This window comes from Streptomyces sp. NPDC051218 (assembly GCF_044455475.1).
Classification (GTDB): domain Bacteria; phylum Actinomycetota; class Actinomycetes; order Streptomycetales; family Streptomycetaceae; genus Streptomyces.
In genome coordinates this window covers 12,888-29,757 of the sequence record NZ_JBITEU010000023.1, presented here as the reverse complement: position 1 = coordinate 29,757, position 16,870 = coordinate 12,888, and the positions used below count along the sequence as shown (strand labels likewise).

Here is a 16,870-nt window from a genome sequence, read left to right as displayed (position 1 = left end):
CTTCGGTGTTTCATTTTGTCTTGCTGTCCTGCGTTTCCGACTCTATCAGACTCTTTCGTGTCCGATTTCCTCGGCGCCTTTCCGGTTCCCGCTCCGGCCTTTCGGCTTTCGCGTTTCCCTTTCCGGCGGTTCCGACTTTATCAGAGATTCTGAGTCGGAATTCCCCCGCCGTCCTCGGTTCGCTCCGGGCACGTGAGTGCCGGGTGCTTCCCTCTGCGGCGGAGACGTAAACGTACTGGAGCGGGGCGCCCCGATGCAAATCGAGGCGCCCCGCTCCTAGTTCACGCAGTGTCGGGGTCAGACCTCGACGACGACGGGAAGGATCATCGGGCGTCGGCGGTAGTTGTCCGAGACCCATTTGCCCAGCGTGCGGCGGATGAGTTGCTGCAGCTGGTGGGGCTCGACGACGCCGTCCTGGGCCGACTTCTCGAGGACCTCCTGGACCCTCGGCATGACGGCGGAGAAGGCCGAGTCGTCGATGCCCGAGCCACGGGCCTGGATGTGCGGGCCCCCGGTGATCTTGCCGGTGCTGGAGTCCACCACCACGAAGACCGAGATGATGCCCTCGTCGCCGAGGATCTTGCGGTCCTTCAGCGCGGGCTCGCCGACATCGCCCACGGAGAGGCCGTCGACGTACACGTAACCGGCCTGGACCTTGCCGACGATCTTCGCCTTGCCCTCGACGAGGTCGACGACGACGCCGTCCTCGGCGATCACGATGCGGTCGTGCGGGACGCCGGTGAGGGCGCCGAGCTCGGCGTTGGCGCGCAGGTGGCGCCATTCGCCGTGTACCGGCATCAGGTTCTTGGGCTTGCAGATGTTGTAGAAGTACAGGAGCTCGCCGGCCGACGCGTGGCCGGAGACGTGCACCTTCGCGTTGCCCTTGTGGACGACGTTCGCTCCCCAGCGGGTCAGGCCGTTGATCACGCGGTAGACCGCGTTCTCGTTGCCGGGGATGAGCGATGAGGCCAGGATCACCGTGTCGCCCTGGACGATGCGGATCTGGTGGTCGCGGTTGGCCATCCGGGAGAGGGCGGCCATCGGCTCACCCTGCGAGCCCGTGCAGACGAGCACGACCTCGTGATCCGGCAGGTCGTCGAGCGTCTTGACGTCCACCACCAGGCCCGGCGGAACCTTGAGGTAGCCGAGGTCACGGGCGATGCCCATGTTGCGGACCATGGAGCGGCCTACGAAGGCGACCCTGCGGCCGTACTCGTGGGCGGCGTCCAGGATCTGCTGGATGCGGTGGACGTGGCTGGCGAAGCTCGCGACGATGATCCGCTTCTGGGCGCCGGCGAAGACACCCCGGATCACGTTCGAGATGTCGCGCTCCGGCGGGACGAAGCCCGGGACCTCGGCGTTCGTCGAGTCGGAGAGAAGGAGGTCGATGCCCTCCTCGCTCAGCCGCGCGAACGCGTGCAGGTCCGTGAGCCGGCCGTCCATCGGCAGCTGGTCCATCTTGAAGTCGCCGGTGGCGACCACCATGCCCGCGGGGGTGCGGACGGCGACGGCCAAGGCGTCCGGGATGGAGTGGTTGACCGCGATGAACTCGCAGTCGAACGGGCCGAGGCGCTCGCGGTCGCCTTCGACGACCTCCAGCGTGTACGGACGGATGCGGTGCTCCTGGAGCTTCGCCTCGATGAGCGCGAGGGTCAGCTTGGAGCCGATCAGCGGGATGTCCGGCTTCTCGCGGAGGAGATACGGGACACCACCGATGTGGTCCTCGTGGCCGTGCGTGAGCACGATGCCGTCGATGTCGTCGAGACGGTCCCTGATGGACGTGAAGTCCGGCAGGATCAGGTCGATTCCGGGCTGCTCCTCCTCGGGGAAGAGCACTCCGCAGTCGACGATCAGCAGGCGACCGTTGTACTCGAAGACGGTCATGTTGCGGCCGATCTCACCGAGGCCGCCCAGCGGGGTGACCCGCAGGCCGCCCTTCGGGAGCTTCGGCGGGGCGCCGAGTTCAGGATGCGGATGACTCAAAAGACTCTCCTCACCACACGCGCCACGTACCTCCAGGGCACGTGGCGCGCATGACGTTCGTGCAGTAGCAGTTGTTTTGGAGTGGTGCAGGACGGCGTCAGTCGGTGTCCTGCGGTGTTTCGCGTATTCAGTTGTGAAGTCAGTGGTTACAGCTGTACCCCGCCCGCGGCGAGATCGATCTTGAGCTGGGCCGTCTCGTCGGGCGAGAGCTCGACCAGGGGCAGCCGCAGCGGGCCCGCGGGGCGGCCCTGCAGGGTGAGCGCCGCCTTCGTGGTGATCACACCCTGCGTACGGAACATGCCGGTGAAGACCGGGAGCAGCTTCTGGTGGATCTCCGTGGCCTTCTGTACGTCACCCGTGGAGTACGCGTCGATCATCGCGCGCAGTTCCGGGGTGACCACGTGGCTGACGACGGAGACGAAGCCGCAGGCGCCGACGGAGAGCAGCGGGAGGTTCAGCATGTCGTCGCCGGAGTACCAGGCGAGGCCGGAGCGGGCGATGGCCCAGCTGGCGCGGCCCAGGTCACCCTTGGCGTCCTTGTTGGCGACGATCCGCGGGTGCTCGGCGAGGCGGACGATCGTCTCGGTGTTGATCGGTACGCCACTGCGGCCGGGGATGTCGTAGAGCATGACCGGCAGCTCGGTGCTGTCGGCGATCGCGCTGAAGTGCCGGAGCAGGCCCTCTTGCGGGGGCTTGTTGTAGTACGGCGTGACGGTCAGGAGGCCGTGGGCGCCGACCCGCTCGGCGTCGCGGGCGAGCTCGATGCTGTGCCGGGTGTCGTTCGTGCCGACGCCCGCGACCACGTGGGCGCGGTCTCCGACTGCTTCCACTACGGCTCGTACGAGCTCGGCTTTCTCCGCGTTGCTGGTGGTCGGGGACTCGCCAGTGGTGCCGTTGATGACGAGGCCGTCATTGCCTGCGTCCACCAGGTGGGCGGCGAGTCGCTGCGCGCCGTCGAGGTCGAGTGCGCCGTCCGCCGTGAAGGGCGTGACCATGGCGGTGAGGACCCTCCCGAAGGGGGTCTGCGGAGTGGAGGTCGGAGCCATGGGTAACACGCTACTCGCTGCTCAGCGCGTGGTCCCCCCTCGGGGGATGTGTGCGGACCTGACAAGTGAGGAGCCCGGCACTGCCTGCTCGGGGGTTCAAGCAGTGCCGGGTCCGTTTGATCAGGCTAGATGAACTTCTCGAAATGCCGCAATACGGACACCTCACTCAGCCCACCCGTACATCAGTGCCTTACGGAGCCACACGTCCATTGGCGTTGAACGCGGCATGCGTGAGGGGCATGAGCTTGGCCCACTGCTCCTCCATCTTCTCGCCGACCATCTCGATCTCCCGCTGCGGGAAGGACGGGACCTTGGCGAGTTCGTGCTGCGTACGCAGGCCGAGGAAGTGCATCAGCGAACGGGCGTTGCACGTCGCGTACATCGACGAGAAGAGGCCTACCGGCAGGACCGCGCGGGCGACTTCGCGGGCGACGCCGGCGGCGAGCATCTCCTGATACGCCTCGTACGCCTGGCGGTAGGAGTCCTCCATGACGCGGCCCGTGAGCTCCTGCTGGGCCTGGGTGCCCTCCACGAAGACGTACTTCCCGGGGCGGCCTTCCTGGACCAGCTTGCGGGACTCGTCGGGGACGTAGAACGTCGGCTGGAGCTCCCTGTAGCGACCCGATTCCTCGTTGTACGACCAGCCCACGCGGTGTCGCATGAACTCGCGGAAGACGAAGATCGGGGCGCTGATGAAGAACGTCATCGAGTTGTGCTCGAAGGGGCTGCCGTGGCGGTCCCGCATCAGGTAGTTGATCAGGCCCTTGGAGCGCTCGGGGTCCTTCTGGAGCTCCTCGAGGGACTGCTCCCCGGCAGTGGAGACACGGGCGGCCCACAGGACGTCGGAGTCGGTCGCCGCGTGCTTCACCAGCTCGACGGTGACCTCGCTGCGGAAGTTGGGCTTGAGGTCTTCGGTGGGGGTGTCGCTCACTGGCGGGGTCCTTCCATGTGCATCACTCGGGCGGCGCCCACTCTATGGCCCGGCACTGACAATCGGCCGTTCGGTGGCTCGCCACGACAATCTTCGGCGAATTTGGTGAAACCGGGCACCAATTGGCCGTTTCGAGCGTCTGACTGGACAACAGAGTTAAGTTCGAGTCGCGTGAGGAGAAACGCACCCCATGTTCCGTCGGCGCGAGCCCGTCCCGTTCGCCTTCATCGCCGAAGCCGACAAGTTCCGCAGCAACGTCACTCCCCCACCCCGAGAGCGCGCAACGGCCGCTCAGGTCGTGAGCCGAACCCTGGTCGGCCTGGTCGTGGTCGCCGGGCTCGCGGGTTCCCTGCTGTTCGGCATGCCTGCCCTGTCGCCCGATCAGTCACCCGCGCAGAATCAGCAGTCCGAGGCCTCTGACGGCCGATGACGGCGGTTTGCCCCCCCCCTGACTCGTCCGGACCCCCAAGGGTGGTAGCAGGGAGCAGGGCTCGGTAGCCTCACCAGGCACAGCCCGTGCGTGGATTGAGTGAGGATTCAGTCGTGCCCCTGCCCTTCCTGACGGCGGACCGCGCCTTTGACGAGCCGGCGGACGACGCCGCGCTGCCGTTCGACGATCGCGACCACTGGAGGCGGCCATACCGGCCGGGCCCGTGGCGGGTGGGGGCGGCAGCACTGCTCCTGCTGCTCGCCTCGTACGTCCTCGTCGCCGCCGTGGTCATCGCCTTCGCGGACTCGCTCGCGGGTGCCTCGGCCTGTGCGGGGCTCGCCGCGGTCGTCATCGCGAGCGCGCTGCGGCTGCTGCGGATGGGCACCTGGGTAAGCGCGCACGGACTGCGTCGAGTGGCCTTCCTGACGACGCAGACCGTGCCGTGGGCGCAGGTCATGACGGTCCGTACGACACAGCAGCCCGTGCGGTGGCTGGGCCTGCCCCGCACCGTGCAGGGGCAGGCACTCATCCTCGTACGCCGGGATCAGGGTGCCGAAGGGCAACAGCCGTTGTTCACCGACCGCAACGCCGACTTCCTGGCCCGGTACGAGGCCTTCAACCGGGCGGCGGATTCCGTCGAGGTGTGGGCCGACGAGTACCGGCGCACCGCCTGATCGCAGGCGTCAGGCGTTGACCGGCCTGCCCGCGTGCAGCGCGATCGCGCGCTGCATCGCCTGCCGTGCGCGCGGGGTGTCCCGGGCGTCGTGATAGGCGACGGCCAGGCGGAACCAACAGCGCCAGTCGTCCGGTGAGTCCTCGGTCTCGGCCTTGCGCCGTGCGAAGACCTCGTCGGCCGAGTCACGGTCGATGCGGCCGGCGGGCGTGCGCTTCAACTCGTCGACAGGCAGACCGCCTTCGGCCTCCAGCTCGGCGGCGAGCCGGTTGGCGCGCTGGACGAACTGGGTGTTCTTCCAGAGGAACCAGACGCCGATGAACGGCAGGATGAGCACCGCGACGCCGAAGGTGACGGTGAGCGCGGTGCCGTGCTGTATCAGGAGCACGCCTCGGCTGCCGACCAGGACGAAGTAGACGACCAGGACGGCAGCCGTGACGGCGTAAGTGATCTTTGCTCGCATGAGGGTCAGCTCAGCTCGGTTCGGCCCGGGTCAGTTCAGGTCCAGGAAGTGTTCCAGGCCGAACGTCAGGCCCGGAGTGCTCACCACACGGCGTACGCCGAGCAGGATGCCCGGCATGAAGCTGCTGTGGTGCAGCGAGTCGTGCCGGACCGTCAGGGTCTCGCCCTCGCCGCCCAGCAGCACCTCCTGGTGGGCCAGGAGGCCGCGCAGCCGCACGGAGTGCACCGGCACGCCGTCGACGTCCGCTCCGCGTGCGCCGTCCAGCGCGGTCGTCGTGGCGTCCGGCTGCGGGGCGCTGCCCGCCTCCCGGCGCGCCTCGGCGATGAGCTGGGCGGTGCGCGTGGCGGTGCCGCTGGGAGCGTCGGCCTTGTTCGGGTGGTGCAGCTCGACGACCTCGACGGACTCGAAGTACGGCGCCGCGATCTGCGCGAACTTCATGGTGAGCACCGCGCCGATGGAGAAGTTCGGGGCGATCAGGACGCCCGTCTTCGGCGACGCGGCGAGTGAGGCCTCCAGCTGCGCGACGCGCTCGTCGGTCCAGCCCGTCGTACCGACCACGGCGTGGATGCCGTGCCGTACGCAGAAGTCGAGATTGCCCATCACCGAGTCGGGGTTGGTCAGCTCGACCGCGACCTGGGCGCCGGTCTCCACCAGCGTGTCCAACGAGTCGCCCCGGCCGAGCGCGGCGACCAGTTCCAGGTCCTCGGCGGCCTCGACGGCTCGGACGGCCTCGGAGCCGATCCGGCCCTTGGCTCCGATGACCGCCACGCGCAGCTTGCTCATGTGCCTGATTCCTTAAGGGAGTTAGGAGACCGCTTCGTGCAGGCGGGCGGCCTGCTTGTCCTTGAGCGGACCGATGGCCGACAGCGAAGGGCGGTGGCCGAGGACCTCACGGGCGACCTCGCGGACCTCGTCCGGGGTGACCGCCGAGATCTTGGCCAGCATGTCGTCGACCGACATCTGCTCGCCCCAGCACAGCTCGCTCTTGCCGATACGGTTCATCAGCGCGCCCGTGTCCTCGAGGCCGAGGACGGTGGAGCCCGCGAGCTGGCCGATCGCGCGGCCGATCTCGTCGTCGCTCAGGCCGTTCTGCGCGACGTCGTCGAGCTCGTCGCGGCAGATCTTCAGCACGTCGTGCACCTGGCTCGGGCGGCAGCCCGCGTACACGCCGAAGAGGCCGGTGTCGGCGAAGCCCGACGTGTACGAGTACACGCTGTAGGCCAGGCCGCGCTTCTCCCTGACCTCCTGGAAGAGGCGGGATGACATGCCGCCGCCGAGCGCGGTGTTCAGGACGCCCATGGCCCAGCGGCGCTCGTCCGTGCGGGCCAGGCCCGGCATGCCGAGGATGACGTGGGCCTGCTCGGTCTTGCGGTTGACGACCTCGACGCGGCCGGCCGTGCGCAGGCTGCGTGAGCCCTGGCGCGGGACGACCGGGGTCGCGTCGGTGCGGTGGAGGGCGCCCGCCTTCTCGAAGGCGGCGCGGACCTGGCGTACGACCTTGTTGTGGTCGACGTTGCCCGCGGCTGCGACGACCAGGTGGGTCGGGTCGTAGTGCTTCTTGTAGAAGCGGCGGATCCGCTCGGCCGTGAGGGCGTTGACCGTCTCCTCGGTGCCGAGGACGGGGCGGCCGAGGGGGGTGTCGCCGAGCATCGTGTGCGCGAACAGGTCGTGCACGCAGTCGCCCGGGTCGTCCTCGGTCATCGCGATCTCTTCGAGGATGACGCCGCGCTCGGCGTCGACGTCCTCCTGGAGGATCAGGGAGCCCGTCAGCATGTCGCAGACGACGTCGATGGCGAGCGGCAGGTCGGTGTCGAGCACGCGTGCGTAGTAGCACGTGTACTCCTTCGCCGTGAACGCGTTCATCTCGCCGCCGACCGCGTCGAGCGCGGCCGAGATGTCGAGGGCGCTGCGCTTCTTGGTGCCCTTGAAGAGCAGGTGCTCCAAGTAGTGCGTGGCGCCGTTCAGGGCCGGCGTCTCGTCGCGGGATCCGACGTTCGCCCAGATCCCGAAGGTCGCCGACCGTACGGATGGCAGGGTCTCGGTGACGACACGGAGGCCGCCCGGCAGCGTCGTACGGCGGACCGTGCCGATGCCGTCCTTGCCCTTGAGGAGGGTTTGGGTACGGGCGACGGCCCGCCCCTCCGAAGAGGGGCGGGCCGTCGTCGTGGTGCTACGCGACGTCACTTGTCGGTGTCGTCCTTCGAGTCGTCGCCCTCTTCGCCCTCGACGACGGGGATGAGGGAGAGCTTGCCGCGGGAGTCGATCTCGGCGATCTCGACCTGGACCTTCTGGCCCACGCCGACGACGTCCTCGACGTTCTCCACGCGCTTGCCGCCGGCGAGCTTACGGATCTGCGAGATGTGCAGCAGACCGTCCTTGCCCGGCATGAGCGAGACGAACGCGCCGAAGGTCGTCGTCTTCACGACGGTGCCCAGGTAGCGCTCGCCGACCTCCGGCATGGTCGGGTTGGCGATGCCGTTGATCGTGGCGCGGGCGGCCTCGGCCTGCGAACCCTGCTGGGCACCGATGTAGATGGTGCCGTCGTCCTCGATCGTGATGTCGGCGCCGGTGTCCTCCTGGATCTGGTTGATCATCTTGCCCTTCGGGCCGATGACCTCACCGATCTTGTCCACCGGGATCTTGACGGTGATGATGCGCGGCGCGTTCGGGGACATCTCGTCCGGAACGTCGATCGCCTCGTTCATCACGTCGAGGATGTGCAGACGCGCGTCACGGGCCTGCTTCAGCGCGGCGGCCAGGACCGAGGCGGGGATGCCGTCGAGCTTGGTGTCGAGCTGGAGCGCGGTCACGAACTGCTTCGTACCGGCGACCTTGAAGTCCATGTCACCGAACGCGTCCTCCGCACCGAGGATGTCGGTGAGGGCGACGTAGTGCGTCTGGCCGTCGATCTCCTGCGAGATCAGACCCATGGCGATACCGGCGACGGCGGCCTTCAGCGGCACACCGGCGTTCAGCAGCGACATCGTCGAGGCACAGACCGAGCCCATGGACGTCGAGCCGTTCGAACCGAGGGCCTCGGAGACCTGACGGATCGCGTACGGGAAGTCCTCGCGCGAGGGGAGCACGGGCACGATCGCGCGCTCGGCGAGCGCGCCGTGGCCGATCTCGCGGCGCTTGGGCGAACCCACGCGGCCGGTCTCGCCGACCGAGTACGGCGGGAAGTTGTAGTTGTGCATGTAGCGCTTGCGCGTCACCGGCGAAAGGGTGTCGAGCTGCTGCTCCATGCGGAGCATGTTGAGGGTGGTGACGCCCAGGATCTGGGTCTCGCCACGCTCGAACAGCGCGGAGCCGTGCACGCGCGGGATGGCCTCGACCTCGGCGGCGAGCGTACGGATGTCCGTCAGGCCACGGCCGTCGATGCGGACCTTGTCCTTGATGACGCGCTCGCGGACCAGCTTCTTGGTCAGCGCGCGGTACGCACCGGAGATCTCCTTCTCGCGGCCCTCGAACTGCGGTAGCAGCTTCTCGGCGGCGATCTCCTTGATGCGGTCGAGCTCGCCCTCGCGCTCCTGCTTGCCGGCGATGGTCAGCGCCTGGGAGAGCTCCGACTTCACGGCGGCGGTCAGGGCCTCCAGGACGTCGTCCTGGTAGTCCAGGAAGACCGGGAACTCGCCGGTCGGCTTCGCGGCCTTGGCGGCGAGGTCCGACTGGGCCTTGCAGAGCGCCTTGATGAAGGGCTTCGCGGCTTCCAGACCGGCGGCGACGACCTCTTCGGTCGGGGCCTCGGCGCCGTCCTTCACCAGCTGGATGGTCTTCTCGGTGGCCTCGGCCTCGACCATCATGATCGCGACGTCGCCGTCCTCGAGGACGCGACCGGCGACGACCATGTCGAAGACGGCGTCCTCGAGCTCGGTGTGCGTCGGGAAGGCGACCCACTGGCCCTTGATGAGCGCCACGCGCGTGCCGCCGATCGGGCCCGAGAAGGGCAGGCCGGCCAGCTGCGTGGAGCAGGAGGCGGCGTTGATCGCGACCACGTCGTACAGGTGGTCGGGGTTGAGCGCCATGATCGTCTCGACGATCTGGATCTCGTTGCGCAGGCCCTTCTTGAAGGAAGGACGCAGCGGGCGGTCGATCAGGCGGCAGGTCAGGATCGCGTCCTCGGAGGGACGGCCCTCACGACGGAAGAACGAACCGGGGATCTTGCCGGCGGCGTACTGCCGCTCCTCGACGTCCACCGTGAGGGGGAAGAAGTCGAGCTGGTCCTTGGGCCGCTTGGAAGCGGAGGTGGCCGACAGCACCATGGTGTCGTCGTCCAGGTACGCGACGGCGGAGCCTGCGGCCTGCTTGGCCAGGCGGCCCGTCTCGAAGCGGATGGTGCGGGTGCCGAAAGTGCCGTTGTCGATAACAGCCTCGGCGTAGTGGGTCTCGTTCTCCACTAGCGTTTTCTCCGTTACTTGTCGTCTTTCGTCCCCTGGCCCGTGTGGCACGGGGACGGTGGCGGAGAAGCGCTCCTACTGGTGCGGGCCGGTCTTCGATCGAAGCTCCCGGGGGTCTCGCGACGTCTCTGGGACATCGCCCTGACCCCGGGGGCCACTACCGAGGACCGGCGGCGGCTTTCCTTGAGGTGCGCTTCTCCTCGTACGGTGTGACGTCGTCCCGTCGCCATGTGCGACGCCGTTACGTCTGTGGACCGCGCAGTCCGATTCTGCCCGGCCCGGTGGGTGTGCGTCGTGCGTCGTGCGTCTGCGTATCACGCCGTGCACGACGTGCTGTGTATGACGTTGTGCAACCAGACTACAAAGCGCCGGTGACACTTCGCACGTAGAGCATGCCCACTGTGGTGCGGATCGCGACCGTGGTGCGGAACGCGACCATGGTGCGGATTGCGCATTAGGCAATCGTGCACACAGCAATCGCGCATACAGCGATCGCGCATACAGCAAAGGGAGCGATCCCCTCTTGCGTGGGAACCGCTCCCTTCACGATGTCTTACTTCGCGCCCGCCGCACCGCGACGGATGCCCAGACGGTCCACCAGCGCACGGAAGCGCTTGATGTCCTTCTTGGCCAGGTACTGCAGCAGACGGCGACGCTGACCGACCAGGATCAGCAGACCACGACGGGAGTGGTGGTCGTGCTTGTGGGTCTTGAGGTGCTCGGTCAGGTCCGAGATGCGGCGGGAGAGCATGGCGACCTGGACCTCGGGGGAGCCGGTGTCGCCCTCCTTCTGGCCGAACTCGGTCATGATCTGCTTCTTCGTAGCGGCGTCGAGCGACACGCTTACTCCTCGTAGTCTTTTCGTGGCCACCGAGTGCCCCTGGTCTACATCGCAGGGGAGCTTCCACAACTCGGAAGGCAAGGTCCGCTGGGCGCTGCCTCCAGGCCTCGATCAGCTTCCTGATCCAGGGGTCCGGGGGCGCGTACACATACGGCCGTTACATAGGGTACCAGTCGGCTCGGGTCAGCTGGTCATGGCCCGTGCTGCCGCGTAGACGTCGAAGACTGCCAAGGTCAGCGGGACCAGCGTCAGTAGGACGAAGCCCTCCGCGATCTCCGTGAAGCGGCCCCAGAAGGGGGTGACGCCGCGGCGCGAGGTGATCAGACCGACGGCCGTCACCAGTGCGGCGGCGGCCGCGATCACAGCGACCAGCCATAGCGTACGGACATTCAGAGCCGCACTGTCACCGCGCAGGGCATCTTGCATCAGCTCCTGCGGCGGGTTGAGGCAGAGGCCGAGTCCGAGCAGCACCAGCGCCCCCAGACCTGCGACCAGCGTGGCGGCGACCTGTGCCGTGTAGCGGAAGAGCTGGGCGCGCATCAGCATCGCGATACCGGTGGCAAGGGCCAGCAGCTGCCCCCAGACATCGTCGGAAAAGCCGAGTACCGCGGCCGCCCCTACCGACACCAGGGCGCAGCCGCCCACCAGGCCAACGAGCAGCTCGTGACCGCGGCGGGCCTGAGCGGCGATGCGTTCGGCGTCGATCGGCTCCTGCGGCTCCGGCTCCGCGCCGTACTCGCTGCGTGCCGCGTGCGGGGACTCGAAGCCGATGGGAAGACGGGCGAACCGCATGGAAAGGCCTGGCAGGAACGCGAGCGCCCCCACGGCCAGTGGGGCACAGAGCGCCGCGGTCTCGATCGGTTCCAGGTTGCTGAGCGTCGCGATGAACACCGTGATCAGGCCGACGGCAGAGGCGCAGACGACGGCGACGAACGGCCCATCCCCGCGTGGTGACACCAGCGTGAGGATCACCGAGGCGACGAGCACAGCCGCGCATGCGAGCAGAAATTGGAGCCTGCCGATGCCCTGGTGCTCCGTAAGGGGCAGCAGCCCGGATCCGGCCACGGCCACGTTCGGCAGTGCGCCGAGGCCGAGCGCGATGGCCGAGGCCCGGTCGTCGTAGATTCGCGCGCGGACGCAGGCGAGGGTGAGCAGGAGCAGACCCGCGACGGCGGCGAGGATTCCCGGGAGGCTGTGCATGTCGTGGCGAGGGCCCGCGGTCCAGGCCACGAAGGCGATGAGGGCCGGCAGGACCGCGCCGCCGATGAGCCCCGCCACCCGCGTCAGGTCGCCGTCCCACTGCGTGCGGTCACGCGTCACCGCGGAGGCGATGGCTTCAGAGACGTCGTCGAAGACGGCGGGCGGCAGCGATTCCGAGAAGGGACGCAGTGTGAGGAGCTCACCGTCGAGGATGCGCTGTGCCGCGAAGGAGCGGGCACTGTCGAGCACGGCGCCGTCGCGGCGTACGAGGTGGTAGCCGACGGGGGCACCTTCGGCGGGGCGCTGCCGGGAGAGACGCAGGATCTCCGGGTAGATGTCGGCGACCGGGATGTCGTCGGGCAGCGCAACGTCGATCCGGCTGTCGGGCGCGACGATGGTGACCCGGCAGAAGCCGAACCCTGTGCCGACTCCGGAGGGGGGCACCGGAGGCGTTCCCGGGCCGGGCCGGCCCGATCCGGTGGCCGTCGACGAGGCCGTCATACTCACCTTGCTGCTCCCCCTCGATACTGATGGTCCTGATGGCGATGTCATCAGTGGTGCCTACGTCGGTGTTGCGTGTTCGGCGACTGTGCCCGACCGTACGGTTCGTCGCACCGCAATCCGGTCCGACTGGCTGGTTCTTGGGGCCGACCCTCACCACATACCGCTAAATGCCCCGATTCACGGCCCAGTTGCCTGGGCACCTCCTCGGCCTGATTAGCAGGTGCTCACGCGCACATTCGGCACCCTACCGCCGACTCGTCACCACCTGTATCAGTAGGATCACACAGCGGCCTGCGTCCGCCTGAAACGGGGCGGCGGACGGAACACCTCGGCCCTGTAGGGGAATTGGTGCGTAGTGAGTCACATTGTCGTGAAGCGCCCACCTCGGGCTCTGCCGTCCCAGGTGCCCACCGCGGAGATCGTGGTGCAGCCTCCGCCCGAGCTGCCACGGGGGCAGCACGAGGGCGCGATGATGCAGCTCCTTCCCATGCTGGGCATGGGCGGCTCCGTGGTGTTCTTCTTCATGCCCAGTTCGCATCCGTTCATGAAGATCATGGGCATGGTGATGGTCGCTTCGACCGTGGCGATGTCGGTCGCGATGCTGATCCGCTACCGACGTGGCACGCAAGGCGAGTTGGCCGACATGCGGCGCGACTACCTGCGGTACCTGAAGCAGACCAGGCGCCAAGCGCTGGACACCGCGAGGGCCCAGCGTGACGCGCAGTACTACCTCCACCCCTCCCCCGAACAGCTGTGGGCCCTTGTCGCGGAGGGCAGCCGGGTCTGGGAACGGCGCACGGGGGACGAGGACTTCGGGCAAATACGCGTCGGGCTCGGGCCGCAGTCGCTGGCCACGCCTCTTGTTGCGCCGCAGACCGCTGCGGTGGATCAACTGGAACCACTCACCGCGGGTGCGATGCAGCGCTTCCTCGCCACGCACAGCACGCTGGAGGACCTGCCGATGGCGGTCTCCCTGCGCGCCTTCTACCACGTGACGGTCAGCGGCGACCCCGGCGCCGTGCGGGCATCGGCCCGCGCGCTGACCGGCTCCCTGGCTTCGCTGCACTCCCCGCAAGACCTGGTCATCGCGGTCGCCGCGGGGCGAACGGCCGCTCCGGAGTGGGAGTGGTCGAAGTGGCTGCCGCACTGCCAGGCGCAGGGCAACGCCGACGGTGCGGGCAGCCGCCGGCTGATCACCAGCGACCCGATGGAGCTCGAGGCGATGCTCGCCGCCCGGCTGCAGGGCCGGCCCCGTTTCCACCCCACTGGGACTCACGTGCAGGACGAGCCGCACATCGTCGTCGTACTCGACGGCCTGTCGCTGCCTCCCATCTCGGTCCTCGCCTCCCCTGAAGGGTTGCAGGGAGTGACGGTCCTGGAAGTCGTGCCGGGAGAACTGACCAGCGGACGGGGCGGCTTGTCCCTCGTCGTCCACCCAAAATCGCTGCGCATCGAGTCCAGACACGGCCTGGTGTACGAGGGCACCCCCGACCTCCTCTCCTCCGAGGGCGCCGAGGCACTGGCCCGGCAACTGGCCCCGCTACGGGTGGCGTCCGGAGGAGACGACGACGAACCGCTGCTCGCCAACCTCGAGTTCACGGACCTGCTGAGCCTGGGTGACGCGAACTCCGTCGACACGGCCCGGACGTGGCGCCCGCGCGCGCAGGCAGAGCGGTTGCGCGTGCCGATCGGCGTCGGTGAGGACGGCCGTCCCGTGATGCTGGACCTCAAGGAGGCGGCGCAGGAAGGCATGGGCCCACACGGCCTGTGCGTGGGAGCGACCGGTTCCGGCAAGTCGGAGCTGCTGCGCACGCTGGTGCTGGGCCTCGCCGTCACTCACTCCTCGGAGAGCCTGAACTTCGTCCTTGCCGACTTCAAGGGCGGTGCGACCTTCGCGGGCATGGCCCAGATGCCGCACGTCGCCGCCGTGATCACCAACCTCGCAGACGACCTGACGCTCGTCGACCGCATGGGCGATTCCATCCGCGGCGAACTCAACCGGCGCCAGGAACTGCTGCGCGACTCGGGCAACTACGCGAACATCCACGACTACGAGAAGGCGCGCGCGGCCGGCGCCCCGCTCCAGCCGATCCCTTCCTTGGTCCTCGTCATCGACGAGTTCAGCGAACTCCTCACCTCCAAGCCGGACTTCATCGAGATGTTCGTACAGATCGGCCGTATCGGCCGATCCCTCGGCGTTCACCTGCTCCTCGCGTCGCAGCGCCTGGAGGAGGGACGACTGCGGGGCCTGGAGACGTACCTCTCGTACCGCGTGGGTCTGCGTACGTTCTCCGCTGCCGAGTCACGCGCGGCACTCGGCGTGCCGGACGCCTACCAGCTGCCGAACGTGCCCGGCTCCGGCTACCTGAAGTACGGCACGGACGAGATGGTGCGCTTCAAGGCTGCGTACGTCTCCGGGGTCTACCGTTCGGGTTCGCAGCAAGCCGCGGCGCTGGGCGGGCCGCGGCCGGTGGACCGCCGTCCGGTGCTGTTCACGGCGGCGGAAGTTCCCGTGCGTTACGCCGCCGTGGCGGTTCCGGAGCCGCGCACTCCCTCGGCAGCGGACCCGGACGACGCGCTGTCCGACACCGTCCTCGACGTCATCGTGCGCCGCCTTGAGTCGCAGGGCCCGGCGGCCCACCAGGTGTGGCTGCCTCCGCTGGACAGCCCACCGTCCCTGGACGCGCTGCTCCCGGGGCTCACGGCCGTTCCGGGGCGCGGGCTCACGCAGCCCGGGTACGAGGGAGCGGGGCGGCTCGTCATCCCCCTCGGCCTGGTCGACAAGCCGTACGAGCAGCGGCGTGACGCACTGTGGTGCGACTTCTCGGGCGCGGCGGGTCACATGCAGATCGTCGGTGGTCCGCAGTCGGGCAAGTCGACCTTGCTGCGCTCACTGATGGCGTCCTTCGCCCTCACACACACTCCGCGTGAAGTGCAGCTCTACGGCCTGGACTTCGGCGGCGGTGGCATGGCGGCCGTCGCCGGTCTCCCGCACGTCGGTGGGGTCGCCTCACGCCTCGACCCCGAGCGGGTGCGGCGTACGGTCGCCGAGGTGTACGGCGTGATGACGCGCCGCGAGGAGTACTTCCGTACGTCCGGCATCCCGTCGATCGCGGAATTCCGGGCGCGAAGGGCCCGCGGTGACATCTCGGTCGCCGACCAGCCGTGGGGAGACGTCTTCCTGATCATCGACGGATGGGGCAACTTCCGCGCGGACTACGAGGGCTTGGAGCCTGTGGTCCTTGACATCGCGGCGCGGGGCCTCGGCTACGGCGTCCATCTGGTCCTCGCCGCGTCGAGGTCGATGGAGGTCCGCGCGAACCTCAAGGACCACCTCATGAACCGCCTCGAACTGCGCCTCGGCGACACCATGGACTCCGAGTTCGACCGCAAGGTCGCCGCCAATGTCCCCGCAGGGGTGCCCGGCCGGGGCCAGTCCCCTCAGAAGCAGCACTTCATGGCGGCGGTCCCGCGCATCGACGGCCTGTCGTCCGACACGGACCTCGCTGACGCCACGTCCACCCTGACCGCCGAGGTGTCCCGCCACTGGACGGAGCCGGGCGCACCGGAGGTCCGACTGCTGCCGAGGGAGCTGCCCTCCGAGCAGCTTCCCCCGGGCAACATCTTCCCGACCCGGGGCGTGTCCTTCGCCCTCGACGAGACCAACCTCGAACCGGTCTTCGTGGACTTCGAGCAGGACCCGTTCTTCCTCGTCTTCGGGGAGAGCGAGTCGGGCAAGTCGAACCTGCTGCGCCTGTTGATCACCCGCCTCACCGAGCGCTACAGCGGCGACGACTGCAAACTGTTCGTGGTCGACAACCGCCGCTCCCTGCTCGACGTGACCCCGGCTTCACACCTGGCGGAGTACATCCCCATGTCCAACGCCATGGACCACCACATGACGGCCCTGGCCGACCTGATGAACCGCCGCACGCCCACGGCCGACGTGACCGCCCGGCAACTCCGCGAACGAAGCTGGTGGCGAGGGCCGACGGTGTACGTGATCGTCGACGACTACGACCTGGTGTCCACATCGAGCGGCAACCCGCTGGGCCAGCTCACCGAGCTGCTGCCCTTCGCCCGCGATGTGGGCGTCCGCTTCATCATCGCGCGGTCGTCGGCGGGGGCGGGACGCGCGGCGTACGAACCCTTCATGCAACGGATGAAGGAGCTGGGCGCGCAGGGTGTGGTGCTCGCCGGGGATCCGGGCGAGGGCGACATCCTGGGCGGGGTGCGGCCGCGGGCGATGCCGGCGGGGCGGGGGACCTTCGTTTCGCGACGGAGGGGGAAGCCGTTGGTGCAGACGGGGTTGGTGGCTGGGGAGTTCTGAATGGTCATTCCCGGCACCCCCCGGCACATGACACACGAATGATCGGAGTCCAGGCGAATACAGCGCGTACCA

12 protein-coding genes are annotated in these 16,870 nt (G+C 68.4%); 3 read left to right on the top strand and 9 right to left on the bottom strand.

Translation table 11 applies throughout. The features are described 5' to 3' along the window. Positions 1 to 297 precede the first annotated feature (297 nt). The 3 genes from ACIBCK_RS38775 to thyX all read right to left on the bottom strand — a co-directional run bounded on the left by ACIBCK_RS38775 (position 298) and on the right by thyX (position 3,960). A complete protein-coding gene (locus ACIBCK_RS38775) occupies positions 298 to 1,983 on the bottom strand; it encodes a ribonuclease J (protein ID WP_367045311.1) in 1,686 nt (561 codons plus the stop codon). A 146-nt stretch (positions 1,984 to 2,129) separates the two neighbouring features. Next, complete coding sequence (dapA, locus tag ACIBCK_RS38770; RefSeq protein ID WP_399398016.1) at positions 2,130 to 3,029, bottom strand: 4-hydroxy-tetrahydrodipicolinate synthase; 900 nt, start codon at positions 3,027 to 3,029, stop codon at positions 2,130 to 2,132. 190 nt (positions 3,030 to 3,219) lie between these two features. Continuing rightward, positions 3,220 to 3,960 (bottom strand): FAD-dependent thymidylate synthase, encoded by a 741-nt coding sequence (gene thyX, locus ACIBCK_RS38765; protein ID WP_399398014.1) that lies wholly within the window; start codon positions 3,958 to 3,960, stop codon positions 3,220 to 3,222. A 190-nt stretch (positions 3,961 to 4,150) separates the two neighbouring features. On the opposite strand from thyX, the gene ACIBCK_RS38760 reads away from it, so the two are divergent. Continuing rightward, a complete protein-coding gene (locus ACIBCK_RS38760; RefSeq protein WP_399398013.1) occupies positions 4,151 to 4,390 on the top strand; it encodes a hypothetical protein in 240 nt (79 codons plus the stop codon). A gap of 113 nt (positions 4,391 to 4,503) precedes the next feature. After that, on the top strand, positions 4,504 to 5,064 hold the full coding sequence (locus tag ACIBCK_RS38755) for a hypothetical protein (RefSeq protein WP_399398011.1): 561 nt from the start codon (positions 4,504 to 4,506) through the stop codon (positions 5,062 to 5,064). A gap of 9 nt (positions 5,065 to 5,073) precedes the next feature. Here ACIBCK_RS38755 and ACIBCK_RS38750 read toward each other — a convergent pair whose 3' ends face one another. The 6 genes from ACIBCK_RS38750 to eccD all read right to left on the bottom strand — a co-directional run bounded on the left by ACIBCK_RS38750 (position 5,074) and on the right by eccD (position 12,465). Beyond that, positions 5,074 to 5,526, bottom strand: a complete 453-nt coding sequence (locus tag ACIBCK_RS38750; RefSeq protein WP_367045304.1) for a hypothetical protein — start codon at positions 5,524 to 5,526, stop codon at positions 5,074 to 5,076. Positions 5,527 to 5,556: 30 nt separating this feature from the next. Next, positions 5,557 to 6,309 (bottom strand): 4-hydroxy-tetrahydrodipicolinate reductase, encoded by a 753-nt coding sequence (gene dapB / locus ACIBCK_RS38745; protein ID WP_399398009.1) that lies wholly within the window; start codon positions 6,307 to 6,309, stop codon positions 5,557 to 5,559. Between the two features lie 21 nt (positions 6,310 to 6,330). Next, on the bottom strand, positions 6,331 to 7,710 hold the full coding sequence (locus ACIBCK_RS38740) for a M16 family metallopeptidase (RefSeq protein ID WP_399398007.1): 1,380 nt from the start codon (positions 7,708 to 7,710) through the stop codon (positions 6,331 to 6,333). Next, positions 7,707 to 9,923: a polyribonucleotide nucleotidyltransferase gene (locus ACIBCK_RS38735; RefSeq protein ID WP_399398005.1), complete on the bottom strand. Its 2,217-nt coding sequence runs from the start codon at positions 9,921 to 9,923 to the stop codon at positions 7,707 to 7,709. Before ACIBCK_RS38735 ends, ACIBCK_RS38740 begins: the two co-directional genes overlap by 4 nt. Before the next feature lie 553 nt (positions 9,924 to 10,476). Then, complete coding sequence (gene rpsO, locus ACIBCK_RS38730) at positions 10,477 to 10,764, bottom strand: 30S ribosomal protein S15 (protein WP_160507553.1); 288 nt, start codon at positions 10,762 to 10,764, stop codon at positions 10,477 to 10,479. 183 nt (positions 10,765 to 10,947) lie between these two features. Next, positions 10,948 to 12,465, bottom strand: coding sequence for a type VII secretion integral membrane protein EccD (gene eccD, locus ACIBCK_RS38725; protein WP_399398023.1), 1,518 nt, complete (start codon positions 12,463 to 12,465; stop codon positions 10,948 to 10,950). Positions 12,466 to 12,823: 358 nt separating this feature from the next. Between eccD and eccCa the strand changes: the two genes are divergently transcribed. Continuing rightward, on the top strand, positions 12,824 to 16,798 hold the full coding sequence (eccCa, locus tag ACIBCK_RS38720; protein WP_399398003.1) for a type VII secretion protein EccCa: 3,975 nt from the start codon (positions 12,824 to 12,826) through the stop codon (positions 16,796 to 16,798). Positions 16,799 to 16,870 lie beyond the last annotated feature (72 nt).

What these genes read in the sequence shown, in the direction of transcription:
- dapA (WP_399398016.1), bottom strand. Translation starts at nt 3,029, where the DNA reads ATGGCTCCGACCTCCACTCCGCAGACCCCCTTCGGGAGGGTCCTCACC.
- ACIBCK_RS38760 (WP_399398013.1), top strand. Translation starts at nt 4,151, where the DNA reads ATGTTCCGTCGGCGCGAGCCCGTCCCGTTCGCCTTCATCGCCGAAGCC.
- ACIBCK_RS38750 (WP_367045304.1), bottom strand. Translation starts at nt 5,526, where the DNA reads ATGCGAGCAAAGATCACTTACGCCGTCACGGCTGCCGTCCTGGTCGTC.
- dapB (WP_399398009.1), bottom strand. Translation starts at nt 6,309, where the DNA reads ATGAGCAAGCTGCGCGTGGCGGTCATCGGAGCCAAGGGCCGGATCGGC.
- eccD (WP_399398023.1), bottom strand. Translation starts at nt 12,465, where the DNA reads ATGACGGCCTCGTCGACGGCCACCGGATCGGGCCGGCCCGGCCCGGGA.